The sequence below is a fragment of the Streptomyces sp. NBC_01549 genome (genome assembly GCF_026339955.1).
In the GTDB taxonomy this organism is placed as follows: Bacteria; Actinomycetota; Actinomycetes; order Streptomycetales; family Streptomycetaceae; genus Streptomyces.
On sequence record NZ_JAPEPW010000005.1, the window covers coordinates 92,868 to 108,215 of the forward strand.

Annotated in this window: 18 protein-coding genes and 1 pseudogene; 3 read left to right on the forward strand and 16 right to left on the reverse strand. The window is 68.6% G+C overall.

From position 1 onward, the window contains the following. Positions 1-22: 22 nt before the first annotated feature. The 15 genes from OG819_RS55325 to OG819_RS55395 form a co-directional block, all read right to left on the reverse strand. Entirely contained in the window at positions 23-2,098 is a 2,076-nt protein-coding gene (locus OG819_RS55325) for a hypothetical protein (protein ID WP_266657677.1), read from the reverse strand. A gap of 176 nt (positions 2,099-2,274) precedes the next feature. Further along, positions 2,275-3,000, reverse strand: coding sequence for a hypothetical protein (locus OG819_RS55330; RefSeq protein WP_266657679.1), 726 nt, complete (start codon positions 2,998-3,000; stop codon positions 2,275-2,277). After that, entirely contained in the window at positions 2,997-4,412 is a 1,416-nt protein-coding gene (locus tag OG819_RS55335) for a hypothetical protein (RefSeq protein ID WP_266657681.1), read from the reverse strand. The genes OG819_RS55330 and OG819_RS55335 overlap by 4 nt, the downstream gene beginning before the upstream one ends. A gap of 17 nt (positions 4,413-4,429) precedes the next feature. Continuing rightward, positions 4,430-4,897, reverse strand: coding sequence for a hypothetical protein (locus tag OG819_RS55340; RefSeq protein WP_266657683.1), 468 nt, complete (start codon positions 4,895-4,897; stop codon positions 4,430-4,432). Between the two features lie 183 nt (positions 4,898-5,080). Further along, positions 5,081-5,353, reverse strand: coding sequence for a hypothetical protein (locus OG819_RS55345; RefSeq protein ID WP_266657685.1), 273 nt, complete (start codon positions 5,351-5,353; stop codon positions 5,081-5,083). A gap of 133 nt (positions 5,354-5,486) precedes the next feature. Further along, positions 5,487-5,651 (reverse strand): hypothetical protein, encoded by a 165-nt coding sequence (locus tag OG819_RS55350; protein ID WP_266657687.1) that lies wholly within the window; start codon positions 5,649-5,651, stop codon positions 5,487-5,489. Between the two features lie 168 nt (positions 5,652-5,819). Next, positions 5,820-7,484: a DUF2637 domain-containing protein gene (locus OG819_RS55355; protein WP_266657689.1), complete on the reverse strand. Its 1,665-nt coding sequence runs from the start codon at positions 7,482-7,484 to the stop codon at positions 5,820-5,822. A 389-nt stretch (positions 7,485-7,873) separates the two neighbouring features. Next, complete coding sequence (locus OG819_RS55360) at positions 7,874-8,047, reverse strand: hypothetical protein (RefSeq protein WP_266657691.1); 174 nt, start codon at positions 8,045-8,047, stop codon at positions 7,874-7,876. Positions 8,048-8,061: 14 nt separating this feature from the next. Next, positions 8,062-8,478, reverse strand: coding sequence for a hypothetical protein (locus OG819_RS55365; RefSeq protein WP_266657693.1), 417 nt, complete (start codon positions 8,476-8,478; stop codon positions 8,062-8,064). 154 nt (positions 8,479-8,632) lie between these two features. Continuing rightward, the gene (locus OG819_RS55370; protein ID WP_266657695.1) at positions 8,633-8,887 is read right to left on the reverse strand and encodes a WhiB family transcriptional regulator; all 255 of its coding nucleotides are present in this window, start codon (positions 8,885-8,887) and stop codon (positions 8,633-8,635) included. Beyond that, the gene (locus tag OG819_RS55375; protein WP_266657697.1) at positions 8,887-9,207 is read right to left on the reverse strand and encodes a hypothetical protein; all 321 of its coding nucleotides are present in this window, start codon (positions 9,205-9,207) and stop codon (positions 8,887-8,889) included. Before OG819_RS55375 ends, OG819_RS55370 begins: the two co-directional genes overlap by 1 nt. A gap of 158 nt (positions 9,208-9,365) precedes the next feature. Next, positions 9,366-10,118, reverse strand: a complete 753-nt coding sequence (locus OG819_RS55380; RefSeq protein WP_266657699.1) for a hypothetical protein — start codon at positions 10,116-10,118, stop codon at positions 9,366-9,368. Between the two features lie 151 nt (positions 10,119-10,269). Next, positions 10,270-10,815 (reverse strand): hypothetical protein, encoded by a 546-nt coding sequence (locus OG819_RS55385; RefSeq protein ID WP_266657701.1) that lies wholly within the window; start codon positions 10,813-10,815, stop codon positions 10,270-10,272. A 584-nt stretch (positions 10,816-11,399) separates the two neighbouring features. Beyond that, complete coding sequence (locus OG819_RS55390) at positions 11,400-11,717, reverse strand: hypothetical protein (protein ID WP_266657703.1); 318 nt, start codon at positions 11,715-11,717, stop codon at positions 11,400-11,402. Positions 11,718-11,757: 40 nt separating this feature from the next. After that, the gene (locus OG819_RS55395) at positions 11,758-12,153 is read right to left on the reverse strand and encodes a hypothetical protein (protein ID WP_266657705.1); all 396 of its coding nucleotides are present in this window, start codon (positions 12,151-12,153) and stop codon (positions 11,758-11,760) included. Between the two features lie 204 nt (positions 12,154-12,357). Here OG819_RS55395 and OG819_RS55400 point away from each other — a divergent pair. From OG819_RS55400 to OG819_RS59455, 3 genes and pseudogenes are all read left to right on the forward strand, one after another. Further along, positions 12,358-12,567: pseudogene (locus tag OG819_RS55400) on the forward strand (winged helix-turn-helix domain-containing protein); the annotation flags it as partial. A 27-nt stretch (positions 12,568-12,594) separates the two neighbouring features. Next, on the forward strand, positions 12,595-13,113 hold the full coding sequence (locus OG819_RS55405) for a UTRA domain-containing protein (protein ID WP_266657934.1): 519 nt from the start codon (positions 12,595-12,597) through the stop codon (positions 13,111-13,113). Positions 13,114-13,134: 21 nt separating this feature from the next. Continuing rightward, on the forward strand, positions 13,135-13,824 hold the full coding sequence (locus OG819_RS59455) for a GIY-YIG nuclease family protein (RefSeq protein ID WP_353963279.1): 690 nt from the start codon (positions 13,135-13,137) through the stop codon (positions 13,822-13,824). Between the two features lie 128 nt (positions 13,825-13,952). Here the strand turns inward: OG819_RS59455 and OG819_RS55410 are convergent, their stop codons facing one another. Then, on the reverse strand, positions 13,953-14,594 hold the full coding sequence (locus tag OG819_RS55410) for a hypothetical protein (RefSeq protein ID WP_266657707.1): 642 nt from the start codon (positions 14,592-14,594) through the stop codon (positions 13,953-13,955). Positions 14,595-15,348: the final 754 nt, after the last annotated feature.

Below are 15,348 nucleotides of genomic sequence, written 5' to 3' on the forward strand. Positions count from 1 at the left end.
GCTATCTCCTTCGCGAGAGGGGTCAGGCGGCGGCCATGTAGTCGGCGTGGTCGGTGTGGACCCAGGCGCCGTGACCGAGGTTGGTGACGGGCACCTTCGGGTCGTCCTTCATTCGGTTCAGCGCGGTGCGCACCCGGGGGCCGGGCACGCCCAGCGACTTGGAGATGATCGCCGGGGCTGCGGGCTTGCCGTGCTTGTGGAGGAAGGCGACGATCTGCCGGGTGGTGTCGGACATCGTCGGGCCGTCGGGCTCCACGGCGTCCGGCACCTTCTCCATGGCCACGGCGGGCACCGGCGTCCTGGCGGGCTTCTTCGCCGGGGACGGAGCCGTGCCGGTGAACCGCTCGGGGTCGTAGGTGTACTGCTGGCCGGCGTTGCGCAGGGCGAGCATCAGGGCGTGCTCCTCGAGGATGTGCCGGATGATCGGCAGGGCGTCGATGCTGGCCTGCTCGATGCCGGTGGTCTCGCCCTCGTGGGCCAGGCCGAAGGGGTCCTCGACGTACGGGGCGCGCCACATCGCGGCCCTGTTGTCGGGTCCGGCGAGGTAGCCGAGGCCGCCGGTGCCGGTGCCGTCGTTGAACTCCTTCGGGATGGCGCCCGGGTCGACGCCGGCCAGCGCGGTGCCAGCGGCCCGCTTGCCGGTCGCGGACGAACCGGAGCGCAGGACGGCGTTGTTGCCGCCTTGCAGCAGGTCGCGGATCAGGGTTTCGCCGCCCAGCTCGCTCGCGTTGGGCGACTGGTTGGCGAGGCGGAACTTGATGCCGACCTTCCGGGCTTCCTTCGCGAGATCCCCGATGATCTTTACGGCTTCCTCGCCGAACTCGGGGTCGTTGAGCAGGTCGTGCGCCTCGTCGAGGGTGATGGAGACCAGCGGGTCGGGGTCGCCGGGCACGAAGAAGGCGCGGCCGACGCGGGTTCGGCCCTGCTCGTCGACCCACTTCATGCGGTTGTAGCGCTGGCCGCGCTCCTTCATCAGAGCGTGGACGGCGCGCAGGACGACGATGCCGAACGCGTTGCCGGGGGCGAACACGCAGACGCCGTCGGGCCAGTCCGGCAGCGAGAGACCGGCCTGCGGGTCGATGACGATCGAGCACACCAGCGGGCTGCGCCGTTCGATGCCGAGCAGTCCGTCGAGCAGGCGGGACTTGCCGGAGCCGGTGGTGCCGGTGACGAAGGAGTGCACGGCGCCGGAGCCTGGCAGGAAGAACCGGTAGTGGGCTTCTTCACCGTCGTAGTAGATGCCGATCGGGGCGAGTCCGGTCTCCGGGTCCAGGACGTGCTGGGGGCCGAAGAGGGTGCCCTTCTTCAGCGGGTTCTCGGTGAACACGCTGATGCGGCCGCGGCGGGGGCCGAGCGGCTCCATCGCGATCAGGTCGAGGTCGTCGATGTCGAGGGCCGAGGCGGTCTCTACCAGCCGCATCTCGAACTTCTTGCCGCGTGGCACGAGGACCTCGGCCGACCAGCCGCCCTTGGGCAGGCCGATCGGCGAGACGAGCTTGCTCTTGGGGTACGGGCCGTCGGGAACGGCGGCGTAGTCCATCCAGTCCAGCATTTGCTGGGTGAGTTTGGGGCTCTTCGCCGTCGGGGGGCGGCCCCAGCGGCGCCAAGTCCAGGCGCCGTAGCCGAGCGACCACGCGAGGGAGACGCCCCACCAGGGGTTGTCGCCCCACTCGGGTCCGCCCACGCTCGCCATGGTGGTGAGCAGGCCGAAGCCGGTGACCGGCATGGACAGGCCGATGTAGCGGTCGGTGTCGGAGGGCAGGATGCGGGCGGGCCGCCACACGCCCTTCCACTTGATGAGGCCGGGCACCCAGCCCCAGGCGCCGGCGGCCGCGGCCCCGGCAAATCCGAGGGTGAGGGCGGTCTTCCAGCCATCAGGGGTGGCGGACAGCACTTCGCCGGCCGGGCCCATGTTGGCGGCCATGGAGGCGAGGGTGAGGCGGCCGCGGTTGTCGATCGCCCACTCCTGCAAGGTGCGGGACTTCTTCTTTCCGAGTGCCGCCTTGGCAACGTTCGGGTCGGTCTGCGCGGCGACGAAGGTGGCGAGGTCGACCGCACCTTTCAGATACTCGCGGCTGGGGTTCTTCGGGGCGCGCACGGCGGGGATCCCTTCATGCTCGGGGCGTGGGAGGACGGGGTCGGGGGCCCAGTGCTCCCCACCGCCTCCGAACCGCGCCGGCAAAGGCGCGGGTCGGGGGCGTCTGGGCAACACAGGGGCCGGGCCCGCCAGATTGGCGGGCCCGGAAGGCCTGGTGTGGTGCGGCTCGTCGGCGCCTATTCGGCGTCGTAGAAGGTGTTCTGCGCCATCGGGACGTCGGCGTCGTCGACGGCGTCCTGGATGCGGCCGTGGTTGCGGTGCGCGGTTCGCGCGGCGGTCTCGGCCTGGGTGACGGACTTGTCGGTCGCGTTCTTGTACACGTCGGCGGCCTTCTTCGACCCGTCGATCAGGTCACCGAGCATGTTCACGTTGCCGATGGTGTAGGTGTCGAGCTTGAGCGCCTTCAGCTCCTCGCCGATGCCGCGCATCCGCTCGGCCATCTCTGCGGACCAGTTGGCGAGGTTGTCGACGTCCTCCTGGCGGGACTCCACCTCCGCGCGGATGGTGTTCAGAGCGTTGAGCAGGGCGCGGTGGTTGACGACGTCCGGGATTTTCGTGATCGCCATAGGGCGAGTTCCTTCCTGTTCGGGGCTGGAGTCGGAGACGACCTCGTCAATGACGCCGCTGAAGTCCTCTCCGGCGTCGATGTCGTCATCCGGTTCGATCAGCCCGTAGCCGGGGGCGTCGGGGGGGCCGAGAGTGACGATGTCGCTGTCCTCCCAGCGGCCGCGGTCGCTCTCGCGCTCGTAGTCCGCGTCGAACCACGGCAGTTGGTCGCCGGGGTGGCGGGGGTCGTAGATGACGGTCGTACCGATCCGCGTGTAGTGGACGTTGACCTGGCGAGAGACGCCGTCTTCCTCCCATGTCCACACGTACGGTTCGACCCGCCGTGGCTCGGTCACCGGTCGTAGTAGCCGGCCTGGGCGGCCCGCTCGATCGGGGAGGACTGGACCGCTTCGGCGATGCCCCCGTGGGACTTGTAGGCGGCGGCCGCGGCCGCCACGGCGAAGTCGCCGGCGTCCTTGGCGGCGGCTCCGTACCGGGCGGCGGCCGCCGACTGGGTGTGGATGTCCTCGCGCAGCGTGTCGACCTCCAGGCGAGTCTTGTCGTCGACCTCCATCTCAGCCATCTCCGCCTCGATCTGGTCGAGCCGGTCGGAGAGGGCCTTGTCGTCGGCGGCGATCGCGATGGCCTCCTCTGAGCGCATCTCGCACATCGCCTTCGTGAGGGTGAGCGCGTTCATCAGCCCGTCCAGGGTGCGGATCTCGGGGATGACCGAGGCAGGTGAGGACATGAGATCTCCGTTCTGTTCGGCGTCGGGCACCACGCTCAGGTGGCGGCGCCCCGCGGGGGAATCCGTTTCGGGGTCAGCAGCGGAAGGCTTCGGCTCGGAGGCCTTGGCTTCGGCGTCGCGGGCCCGCCTCTCTGCCGCGGCCTCCCGCTCTTTCGCCTCGCGTTCGGCTTTCTGCGCGGCGAGCACCTTGTCCCGCGCTGCGCGGTCGCGGGCCGCTTCGGCTTCCTTCTGCGCCTTCGCGCGTGCGGCCTCGGCCCGGTCGGCCCGCCACCTCTCGCGCTCGGCGCGCTCGCGTTCGAGTTCGGCCTCGGTCTTCGGCCGCGCCTCCGTCTCGTCCGCTGACGTGAGCCAGTCGCTTCCGTCGCTGTCACCCCAAGGCCAACTCTGCGGTTCCTCGGCCTGTGGTTCGGCGACTTTCGGGTCCGTGCCGGATGCTTTCGGCTTCTCCGGCTCGGTCTTCGCGTCCGGGGCGTCGGACTTCGCGTCCGGGGCGTCGGACTTCGGCGGCTCGGCCGGCATCGGCGGGTACGGCGGCGGAGGCCCGGCCTTGGCCTTCGCCTCCTCCGCCTTCTTCTTCGCCTCCGCCTCTTCCTTCTTCCGCCGGCGTTCTGTGGCCTTCACCTCCATCTTGCGGCGGTGCTCTTCGCGGATCTGTGGCCACTGCTCGCGGTAGCCCTCCACGGTGGCCTTCCACATCGTGGAGCCGGTCTCCGTGATGACCGCGAACGGATAGGCGACCTTGCCGCCGGCCTTCGCGCTGCGCGGGGCCGCGGCACTGAACGTGCCGCCTGGCTCGGTCGGGCCGGGCGCCTTCACCACCGTGGTGGTGCCGCCCGGCTCGGTCGTACCCGGCCCTTTCACCACCGTGGTGGTGCCGTCCTTCGGGCCGCTACTCGCAACCCTTTCGACGGTCTTGCGGGACTCAGCAGTGTCGTAGCGGCGGTCGTCAGCGCCGGTCACCTTCTCCACGCCGCGGGCTCCGGCGTAGGCGACGGCGAGCAGCACGAGCAGTTCGAACACGACTCAGCTCCCCCTGCTCAGGCCATGCCGAAGGCGCCGGCGACCAGCGTGCCCACCGTCGTGACGACCCAGGCCAGAACGGACTGGATGCCCGCGCCGACGGGGCCGGGCATGGTGGAGGCGAGTACCGGCAGGATCGCGCCCAGGATGCGGGTGCGCATCTCCACCTTGCGCGTGACCAGGTCGTTGACGAAGACGATGGTCACGAACAGTGCGGGCACGCCGGTGATGATCAGGCCGGTCCACTCGCCGACCCGGCTCTCTGCCCAGGTGTTGATGGAGTTGACCGACTCGTTCCACCAGCGTCCCGCGGGGGTGGCGACCATCGCCGTGGACGCGGTGGCGATCAGAATCGCCTGCGCCCGGTCGGTGTGGAGCTTGTTCGTGACCTTTTTCAGTCCGGGCAGCTTCTCCGCGTAGTACAGGACAGCGGCGGACCCGGCGCAGGCCCCGCCAGCGGCGGTGCTCACAGCGGCTTCGATCATGGAAGTCTTGTCCTTCCGGGACTCGGGTTGGGGTTTGACGAGGTGTTACGGAGCGTCGTACTCTCGCGCGCGCCCTCGCGCGCCTGTGCGCACGGGTGCGCGCAGCCGTACGGGTGGGGTCTGTTCCGGCTGTAACAGCCCGCTGTCACAGGCCTTGTCACAGCTGCCGTCACAGCGGGGCGGTCACTGTGCGTGCGTCTCGCGGAGGTGCTCGAGTGCCTGCACGACAGCCTCGTACGCGCGGTCACGGGCGTCCGCGGGCAGCTTGTCGAGGACGCCCCTCAGGCGGTCGAAGGTGACCGCGGCGACCATGTCCGGACCCTCCTGGCGGGCCTCTTCCAGGCGCCGGCCCCAGTGCTCCGCACGCCGCGCCTGCTTCTCGGCCCGCTTGCGCCGCAGCGTCTTCTGCCGTTGCGGCGGGTTGTTCCACGGGGCGGCTGTGGTGGTGTCGTTCACCTGCGGATGTGCCTCCTTCCGGGGTGACTTGAGGCAGGGTTGGTGCCGGCGCGCTTCGGCGCCTTCACCGTGTCCCCGAGTTGTCAGCAGCAGCTCGGGGGCCGGTGGAACCGACGAAGCAGGTTCGTGCTGGTCAGCGGGTGTTTCGCCGGTGCGGAAGGTGCGGATGGCACCACCAGCAGCCCGGCCCGTGGTCGTACTCGGTACGGGCATGGGCCAGGAAGGCCCAGCCCGCCGGGATACCCAGGACGACCACGCCCAGGGTCATCGTGCTGAGCACGTACAGCAGGGTGTTCACGGTGAGCTCCTCGCGGTCGGTGAATACGCAGGCCAGGGCCCGTTCTTGTGATGCGGGCCCGGATGGGTGAAGGGTGGGAACCGGCGCTTCGGCGCCTTCACCGCGTCCCCGAGGCATTTCCGGTGTCTCGGGGGCCGGTGGAACCGTCGAAGCGGATCGTGGCGCAGGTCAGGCGGCCTGCTCGCTGCCCTTGTCCTCCTGCTGCTGCGCGAGGTACTCCAGCGCCCGCGCCTTGCGTTCGTGGGCCGTGGTCTGGGAGACACCCAGCTCGTCCTGGATCATGGGGAGGGTCACGGCCTTCGGGTTGCCCGCCTTGACGATCATTCGGGCGACCCTGCGGGCATCCCTTTCGGTGAGCGTGAGCCGGGCTTCGGCCTCCGCCTCGGCAGCGGCCCGCTCGGCTTCGGCGGCCTGGCGGCGGGCTTCGGCGGCCTCGCGCTCGTCTTCCGCCCTACGGCGATCGGCAGCGGCACGCGCCGATTCCGCTTCGGCGGTGTTCCGCTCGGCTTCGGCTGCCTGCTGGGCGATTTCGGCGACCCGCAGCCGCTCGTCGGCAGCCTCACGGTCAGCCTTCGCTGTGGCCCTTTCGGCCTCCATGGTCTGCTGCTCGGCGCGCGTCTTGCGTGCACGGGCCTCGGCCGCCTCAGCGGACTCGACCGCCTCGGTCTCCTGCAGCAGCTGCCGCTGACGGGCCTCCCACTGCACCTGCTCTTCGGCCTGCTGGCGCTGGGCCCGATTACGGTTGGCCTCGGTCTGGTCCCGCAACCGCTGAACCTCGGCTTCCGCCTCGGCCTGTTGCACCCGAAGACGCTCTTCGGACTTGCGAACCTCGTTCTGGGCGGCATTCTCGGCCTCCGCCTGAGCGGCCTTCAATCGGCCCTCGGCAGCAGCCTTCTCGGCCTGTGCGGCGATCTTCGCCGCCTCGATCCGAGACTCCGTTTCGACTCGCCGAAGCTCCGCCTCTGCCTCCCGAAGGACCCGGGCCGCCTCGCCTTCGCGTTCCCGAAGCTCGGCCTCCTCGGCCCGGCGCCGCGCGGCCTCGGCTTCGCGAGCCGGAATCTCCAGCGCCTCGTCCACGCTCAGCCCGAAACGGGCCATCTTGATCGGAAGAAGCTCATCCGCCGGCGCCTTGAACCGCCACCTGAGCCGGCCGTACCTCTTCTTGAGCATCTGCCGGTAGATCGTGATCTCCTTCTGCCGAGTCACCACGATCTGATACGACGAGAGGCTCCACATCTTCAGCCGCCGCCAGATGAGCCACGTGGGGACCGGGGCCAGCAGCCACCGGCTCAGTGGCGGGTTGCCGGTGTGTACTCCGGCAACCAGGTCGGCCATCCGGCCGATGTAGTGGCGGGCCGCTTCCACCGCGACGATGAACAAGATCGGGATGATGCCGTGCATCGAAGCGGCAAGCGGATCTGCGGCCAGCGGGCCCTCAGGGGCGGCCGCGTTGAACGCGACCGTCGCGGCGGTCAGCCCGTGAGCCATCCACCGCAGCAGCGGCAGCGAGGCCCTCTTGCGGGTCAGGTACAGGTCCATAGCAAGCAGGACCAGGATTCCGGCGTCGATGCCGATCGGGAACGCGTACGAGAACTGGCCGAAGCCCTTGGACTCGGCCAGGTGCCGCAGCGTGTTATACGAACCGGTGAAACCGATCGCCGCCAGGATCGCGCCGCCGGTCCCGGCAACAACCGCGAGCGCCCTCATGGTGCGCGGGTCTGCGTCATCGCGGTGGGGCGCGGCTGGCGAGGACTCGTGCGGGCTGGGGATCGCCGGGGGCTTCTCCAGAGGGGCGGCACGCTCGTCGGCCTGCGGGGGGCTTGGGCTGGTCATCATCAGCTCCTTCAATGCAGAGGGAAGGGTGGGGAGGAACGATGTGCCGGGCCCGGGGCGCGGGGGCGCGCCGGACCGGGCAGTATGGCGGCCGGCCTCCCAGTGGAGTGGAGGCCGGCCGTGGAGCAAGGGATCGGGGGAAGTCCCAGCGCTCCCCGCCGTCCCCGCCGAATGCGCGGGGGGGGCGACAGGCAACTCGGGGGCGGGCGGCCGGCAGCAGCCCAAAGGTCGGCGTGTCAGGTCACTTCGTGAACCGTGTCGCGGCCGCCCGCAAGGTCGGCGACCTCCCAGGCCGTAGGGCATGGTCGGCGGCTCGTCATTCGAGCCGCCGACCGTGAAGGAAGCCGAGCGGCAGACGCGAGGTCCACTGCCACGCCCGGCAGACAGGATCAGCGTTGCTTCGTGCGCTGCCTGGCGAGATAGGCGTCCTGGAGTCGGCTGAACGTCTCGTTCAGCCGGGCCCCCGTCTCGCACACGGTCTCGGGAGTGCAGGTGACGGTGTGTTCGCGGCGCGCCCGGTCGGCGGCCATGTACCGCTGGTACAGGTCGTCTTTGCTGGTCATCGGGGCGAGCCGCGCTAGTGCGGCGCGGGCGGGTGCGGGCGGACCGGCTCCGGGGGCTCTTGGCCCTGGCCGTCCCGCTCGTGCGGGGTCGGCCGCATCGGCAGCTGCGGCTGCGTCATCACCGCGTTCCGTCGCCGCGCCCCGGCCCTCCAGTCGCTGTCCGTCAGGCGGTACCCGAGCTTCTGGCATGCCGAGCACGTCCAGAGCGTGACGCCGAACCAGCCGCTGCAGACGGCGCACTGCAACTGTCCGTTGCCGTGCGGCGCGAGGCGGGCAGGTACGGTGCCCGCGGCGTGGGGCGTGTACGGCAGGAGCACGCGGAGGAACTGGTGCTCGCTCTCGTCGGGCTCGGGGCCGAGGTCGTCGTCCTCGCGCTCCCAGTCCTCGATGATTCCGCCGACTAACGGCGCAACGGATGCCATCATGGTCATCACAGGGCCTCCTATCAGGTCCTTTGACGGCCCCAGGGATTGCGCCCCTGGGGCTGTCGCCTTCTCGGCTGTCGTACGAGCAGCCACGGCCGCCCCCACCCGGATCGGGCAGGTGGGGGCGACCGTGGTCGTTCGTGGTGATGGGCGTAACGGATCAGAGGGCGTTGCGGGCGCTCTTACGGGCGGCGCGCCGCTTCATCGAGCGCCGCTCAGCCTCGCTCAGGCCGCCCCACACGCCGTGGACCTGCCCGGACTCCAGCGCCCACTGGAGGCAGTGCTCCATCACGGGGCAGCGGCGGCAGACGGCCTTGGCTTCGTCGATCTGCAGGAGGGCCGGACCGGTGTCGCCGATCGGGAAGAAGAGCTCGGGGTCCTCTTCGCGGCAGACTGAGTTGTGGCGCCAGTCCATTACTTCGCGCCTCCGTCCGCGCCGGCCTCACGGAGGACCAGGTGGTCCGAATCCGTCCAGACGCTGCCGACCGGGAACGGCTCACCATCCGCGCGCAGCACGTCGCGGACGATCACCGCCCACTGGGCGCAGCGGCGCTTCAGCAGTTCACGGGCCTGCTGCGGGTCGCGGATCACCGCGAGCACCTCGAAGGCGCCGTCGATGTTCTGGTAGATCGTGCCCTTGGCGCGGGGGCCGATCTGGTCCTCGACAACCCTGCGCAGGCCTTCGAGATTCTTCAGGTCCCCCGCGGGAGCGGGCGCGGTGGGCTGGTGTGGCATGCTGATGGTGAGCAACAGGGCCTCCAGATAGGTCCGTTCGAAACGCCCCCGGCGGCCACCGGGGGCGTTCGCTTTTTCGGTCGGCTGTCGTACGAGCAGCCACGGCCGCCCCCACCCGGATCGGGCAGGTGGGGGCGACCGTGATCACTCGCTGCGGGTCAGTTGCTGGCGGCCGCGCCGGACAGGCGGCCCACCTTGGCGACGTGGGCGTCCTGCTGCTCGATGAGGCGGCGGGTCTGCTCCTCCAGCGGCAGGTTGGTGTCCCAGCTGCTGTAGTGGTTGCGGCCGTAGTGGTCAGCCTCCGCGATGTTCCAGTCCTTCGCCTCCGGGTAGCCAGCGGCCTTCAGGGCGGCGTCGCGGCCCAGGTCGGCGTAAAGGTGCTTGCCGTGGACCTCGGCGATCTCCTCCGCCCGCCTGTCGAAGGCGACGGCGGAGGCTTTGGTGCGGTCCTGCGCGTCGACCAGCCGGGAGATCGCGGACGGCCACTCCGTGGCGGCCTCCGGGGTGCGCAGGTAGTCGAACGCCGCACCCAGCGCCTTGAGTTCGTGCTGGTACGTCCTCCAGAGAGCGGGCGCGTCCTTGACCGCCGCCTTCAGGTCCGCGACATACACGGCGTCCTTCCACTCTTCCCGCGCCGCGTCGTACAGGTTGAACAGGACCTCGCCGGCCTTCTCCCGCAGCAGGTGTTCGGCCTCGTTCTCCGGCTCCCTGACGTAACTGAGCTTCGGGTCGTTGTGAGTGGAGGGCTTGGACGGCTCCTCCTCCCGCCCCGTGAACGGCTCGAACTCGAAGCGGAGCCCGTAGGACCGGGCGTCGATCTTCTTCAGGTACTTCGGGAGGTACGGCTGAAGGCGGGCGAAGATCTCCTTCAGCTCCTCCGGGCTGATCGTGAAGCTGTCGCCGAGCGGCATAGTGCTCTCCTTCGCAGGCGGTGGCTGAGGCAAGTGCTGGACGAACTGGTGGGCATCGGGCCCCAAGAGGCGGCTGCCGTACGAGCAGCCACGGCCGCCGCCCTCCTTGTCGGGAGGGCGGCGGCCGTGGTCGTTCGTCGCGGGGTGCGAGTCAGGCGGCGGGCTTCTTCAGCGGGAGGCCGGCGCCGCGAAATTCGGACACCGTGCCCGGCTGCCGCCGCCTGGCCTGGTTGTTCTGCTCTTCAACCGCCGTACCGGAGCGCTTGGCGAGCTGCCCCGAGCCGGTGGTGGCCTTCTGCTGCGCCGCCCAGTCGGCAGCCCGTCCACGCGCGGACCGCTTCTCGTAGTCGCGATCGAACCGCTCCCGCTCCTGCTCGAAGAACGCCCGCAGAGCGCGGCGTTCCGGCTCCTGCCGCAGCAAACGGAGGTAGGTGCCGGCCAGCCGAAGACCGTCAGGGCAGGCCAGGACGTTGCCGTCGCGGTCGGCGGCCGTGCCCTGGCAGGCCTTGCACTCGGCCTGGTGTGCTCGAAAAGCCCGGCGCACCATGTCCGCGCTGATCGGCGTGGGCACCACCTGCGTGGTCGCCGGAACCGGCGGCGTCGTGGGCTTACGCCGCACCGGGGTGCGGCGCCGGGACGCGTTGGCCGTAATCGCCTCGCCTAACCGGTGCTGCCACTCGCCCAGAGTCAGATCCACCTCAACCAGTCGGAGACTGCCGTCCTCGCAGCGCTGCGCATTCGGGCTGCCAGCCGGCTCGGTGTGATGAGGAACGAGCCTGGGACGCCTGCACCCGAAGTTGGTGATAGGGCACCAGGTGCCGCAGTCCGGGCAGATCAGGCTCTCTGTGCCGGGCATCAAGTCGATGTCGTTGGGGTGCAGCGTCGAAATCTTGAGAGCGGGCTGGTCGTTGACGCGCCGGGTACGGATCCTTTTGACCCGCTTGCGGGCGACAGGCGTCTCAGACGTAACAGACATGGGACTCCTCAGGTACGGAGTGACGAGGGGGTGCGTCGCGGGTGCTCTCTCCGCCCGTCAGGCCGCACGGCGAACCGGCGCCCCGACGGACGGACAGCGCATCTGCGCTGCGACATGCACACAGCAGCCACGGGCCCGAAGGAGTTGAAGGTGCCTCGGAGAGGAGTTGAAGCTGCCTCTCGCAAACTCCGGGTACCACCGAAGGTGGCGACTACTGCGATCGTGCGAACTGGGAGGCCGTCTCCGGCTCCCCACCACCAGGACCGCAATCACCCAGGGGCGGTCCTGATCGAAGGGACGCGGAATCAGCCGGCCGTGCCCTGCAGCTGCTCCAGGACCGCGGCGTAGCTGGTCTTGCCGCTGCGCGAGGTGCCGCCGGTAAGCGCATGGAGCGTGCCAGCCTTGTTGTGCCGGGCCAGGTCCTCGGCGGTACCAATCTCGACGACCACCTCGCCGCCGGCCGCGTGACGGCCGAGAACGAACCGGCCGGTCGCCACGGCCTCCTGGTAGGCCGGGCTCGCGGCCTCCAACGTGTACTCGAAGCCCTCGATGTCGGCGGTGGACCAGGTGGTGACGTCGTCACGCTTGGCACGGAGACCACCCGGAGTGAAGTCGTTCTGCATCGTGGTCGTTCCTCTCGGCTTGAGGTGCGATCGGCGGAGATCAGGCGGCTAGCGGGGTGTTGACCCCGATGTCCTCGGAAGCCGACACCTCGGTGTCGGCGAGGGCGAGCTGTGCGGCGTAGGGGAGAACCACATCGACCAAGCGCTCGCGTAGTAGCTCCGTGGCAACCGGGCCGGCGGCAATGTCACGCGCGGCAAGCATCCGGTTCTCACGAGCCTCGATCGCCTCAATCGCGGCGTGAATGTCCAGGCCGTCCAGTTGCTCGTGCAGGAGCGGACCAGCGGCGTACATCTCGAGCGGGGTCCCGAACGCAACGTCCAGGTCCAAGCCAGCAAACTCCGGGAGTTCCACCTCCATCGCGTGCAAGAGGGCGAGCGTCTCCTTGTCGAAGAACTCAGTGGCGAGACCGACGGTAGGGCGGCGGATGACGTTCATCGGGTACTGCTCCTCTCGGTGGAGTCCGCCTCGGAGGCGGGACACGACGACCAGGTGCACTCGGGCAGGCCATATGAGAGCCATCCGGCGGCCCGTCCCTGCTGGGGTGGTGACAGGTAAGACGATGAAGTCTTCTAGAAGACTTGTCAACCCTTCTAGAATGCCGTTGACTGAACAGAGTCCGATCAGGAAGGAGCCGCCGCCGTGCCTCCCCAAGCTCCCAAGCGACCACCAAAGTGGCGTCAACTCGCAGACGAGATCGCGGCTCAGATCGTCGAAGGCGTGTACGCACCCGATAGCCGGCTTCCCTCTGTGCAAGCCCTGGTCAAGCAGGGAAAGGGGGCGACAGCGACCGTCCATCGCGCCTATCAGGCGCTGGAAGCGGAAGGATTCGTCCGCACGACTCAAGGGAGCGGCACGACTGTCTTGGGGCCCGACAGCATGCCCTCGAGCATCCTGACCGGCGCCGCCCGCCTCGATCGTCTGCGACGCACCGGCAGACCTCTCGCCTTCCGGGAGACCTACGTGAACTCGCGCTCCGTACTTCGCTCGTGCGCAGACCCGCAGGTCGCGAGTCTCCTCGGTATCGACCTGTACGACGAGATCGTGGTTAGAAGCCGGACCTTCGTACGCGACGACAAGCCCACTGTGCTTGCCCTGAACTTCATCCACATGCGGGCGCTGACCTCTCTCCCCGAGTTGCTCCACGAGGGTCCGATGGAAAAGTTCCGGCACGACTTGTATGCCGAGCGCACGGGGAAGATCATCACTGCCGGTCCCGAACAGAGCACCGCGCGCCTCGCGTCCGACAACGAACTCGCGGAGTTCGGCATCGAGGTGCCGTCCGACGTGCCGGTACCGGTACTGGTCTTGCGCTCCGTCTACTCCGACGACGACGGGCCACTGGAGGTCTGGGAAGACATCCTTCGGCCAGGCATGTGGCACACCAGCAACGCGTGATCGCGGAAGGGCCCTCCGGAGATGACCCAGAAGGTGTACGTGATCGGGGCTGTCGGCTCTACCCGAGTAAAGATCGGCAGAAGCCGGAATCTGGGTAAGCGGCTTGCCGAGCTCCAGCGAATGTCGCCGCTTCCTCTTACCGTCCTGTGTACCTATAGCGGCGGTGCCGAGTTAGAGTCGGCGCTTCATCGCCACTTCCAGGGCTCCCGGACCCACGGCGAATGGTTCGATTTCGGGGACACCGACCCGATCGTGGCGACTGAAGCAGCCGTATCACTCATCGAACGAACTCGCCCGCAGAGGCCGGATCAGAACGCCACCCGGATGGTCAGTTATCTCCAAGTACATCCGGCTCTTCCTGACCTGCCTCCCGAGCGTCAGTTCCAGCTGGACCCTCTCAGTCGCCGAATCAAAGAGTGGCCCCGAACCCGCGACGATGTGCCGTACTTCGAGGAGCGCCCCGATGAGCGGGCGAGCTTCCCTCGCTGCTGGTGTGGACATCAGATCGGCACTCATACGCCTATACTTCCGCATCCCTGCGGTGAGGAATTCTGGGTCCAAGGCGGGGGTGGCGACGCCTGCCTCTGCCTTGGCTACGAAGGACCTCTTCCTTCTGCTTTAGCGGGATACAACCTTCCTGGGCACAACTGGAAGCTCTGGCGGGCCGGACAAGCCAGCCCTCGACCGATCTCTCTTGACGAGGGGCCTTAGTGGCAACACAACGCGTGCACAGCGTAGAGAGGGCGATCCCGAGCGCTGCCTCGGATGACACCAGGCGCCCCGTCGTCCCGTCAGGCGGGAAGCCCCAAGCGAATGTTGCCGACAGCCACTAGAAGATCTCACCGGGGAGGTGCAGCGAAGGGATGAGCGAGGTGGCCTGGCGCTTCGCTGGACGACTCATGATCCGGGCTGTCCGGCGTAAGCGCGTGCAACGCGGCCTGGAGCGTCGAGCTCTCCTGCTTCCACCGCTTGGGCGCAATGAGCTTCAGCCGCGGCGTCCCCTCTGGCGTAAGAACCTGGCTCTGGCAGTCGACGACCGGGATGAGGCCCTGGCTGTGAGCGTAGAGCAGTACAGGTTGTCGGGCGATGAGCGAGCGGAGTTCGAGTCGGGCCACCGGGCCGAAGCGGTAGACCCTGCTTCCCGCACGTTTTTGCTTCCCCACTACTACCAGACCGTCGATTTCCTGGGCGAATGTGTCCCAGTCGTAGGGCCGGTCACCGTTGAAGACGCCGCGGTAGTGCAGGACTTCGGCACCATCGGGCAACTCGTGCGTGATTTGCGCCAGCCAGTTTTCCCACTTGGGGTTGTTCATGGTTCTGGGGGCGGCGCTCACGTACACACGCACCGGAGTTCCTGGAACGCGGCTGGCGGCGAGCCTCTGCATGGCTGCGGCGAAGCGCCGCTGCTGCAGCGGTGTGGCGAAGGACTCCACGTCCAGGTCCAGGGCGTCGATAGGCGGTGCGTGCATGCTGCTCATCATGCAGGTGTGATCTCCTGGGCGTGCGCAGAGGGGCGGACGGCGACCGAGCTGGCGGTGCGTCAAGAGGCAATTATGCAAGGCCGACACGTGGTGGGGCGGGGTGTCGTTGCGTGCCGTGAGGGGAGTACTGTGTCTGCGGATAAGATCAAAATGGACATGGTTAAGCCCCGCGAGGCTGCACTCCGGGGCACGGCCGCAGACCAATCTAGGGATGGTCTCGACATGATGCAGGGTACCCGTACCCTCCGACAGGCACACACCCAGGCACCCGCCGTGGCAGCGATGGCTCATACGTCGCTCCGGCTGGGTGTCTTCTTTGTCTTCCCGCGCCGGTCCGGCTTCGGGTGCACCTCTGCCCCCGAGGGGGGCGAGATGTCGTAGTCGCTTGCGGCGGCGCCCGTTGAACGGGTCTTCGAGCCGCCGGGACGCCCGGCCACCCAAGTGATTAGCAGTCACCTTGGCTAATGGCGTCCCATCTGCCACCGGGTGGGCTTAGCAGGCCCGCCCGAAGGATCTGTCCGTCCGGTTAGCAGCCGGCCGAACAGTTCGATCTTCGGTTCTCCCCGAACCACGAAGCGCCATAAAGGCGCTTCGTCATGCCCTCTTCCCTTCAAGAAAGAGGCACGACTCATGTTGCAGCATCGTGCTGCCCTTTGTCAGCCCACACATGCCCGAATGGCGGAGAATGTGCCGTCTATCCGGTCACACTCTTCTCTGTTCCCCGGTCACCCCCACCATCAGCGACTGCTCACAA

Excerpts from the sequence above, each read along its gene's own strand:
- OG819_RS55405 (WP_266657934.1), top strand. The coding sequence starts at position 12,595 with ATGCCCTCGAGCATCCTGACCGGCGCCGCCCGCCTCGATCGTCTGCGA.
- OG819_RS55395 (WP_266657705.1), bottom strand. The coding sequence starts at position 12,153 with ATGAACGTCATCCGCCGCCCTACCGTCGGTCTCGCCACTGAGTTCTTC.
- OG819_RS55380 (WP_266657699.1), bottom strand. The coding sequence starts at position 10,118 with ATGCCGCTCGGCGACAGCTTCACGATCAGCCCGGAGGAGCTGAAGGAG.
- OG819_RS55340 (WP_266657683.1), bottom strand. The coding sequence starts at position 4,897 with ATGATCGAAGCCGCTGTGAGCACCGCCGCTGGCGGGGCCTGCGCCGGG.
- OG819_RS55370 (WP_266657695.1), bottom strand. The coding sequence starts at position 8,887 with ATGGACTGGCGCCACAACTCAGTCTGCCGCGAAGAGGACCCCGAGCTC.
- OG819_RS55410 (WP_266657707.1), bottom strand. The coding sequence starts at position 14,594 with ATGATGAGCAGCATGCACGCACCGCCTATCGACGCCCTGGACCTGGAC.
- OG819_RS55365 (WP_266657693.1), bottom strand. The coding sequence starts at position 8,478 with ATGACCATGATGGCATCCGTTGCGCCGTTAGTCGGCGGAATCATCGAG.
- OG819_RS55390 (WP_266657703.1), bottom strand. The coding sequence starts at position 11,717 with ATGCAGAACGACTTCACTCCGGGTGGTCTCCGTGCCAAGCGTGACGAC.
- OG819_RS59455 (WP_353963279.1), top strand. The coding sequence starts at position 13,135 with ATGACCCAGAAGGTGTACGTGATCGGGGCTGTCGGCTCTACCCGAGTA.
- OG819_RS55355 (WP_266657689.1), bottom strand. The coding sequence starts at position 7,484 with ATGACCAGCCCAAGCCCCCCGCAGGCCGACGAGCGTGCCGCCCCTCTG.
- OG819_RS55375 (WP_266657697.1), bottom strand. The coding sequence starts at position 9,207 with ATGCCACACCAGCCCACCGCGCCCGCTCCCGCGGGGGACCTGAAGAAT.
- OG819_RS55360 (WP_266657691.1), bottom strand. The coding sequence starts at position 8,047 with ATGACCAGCAAAGACGACCTGTACCAGCGGTACATGGCCGCCGACCGG.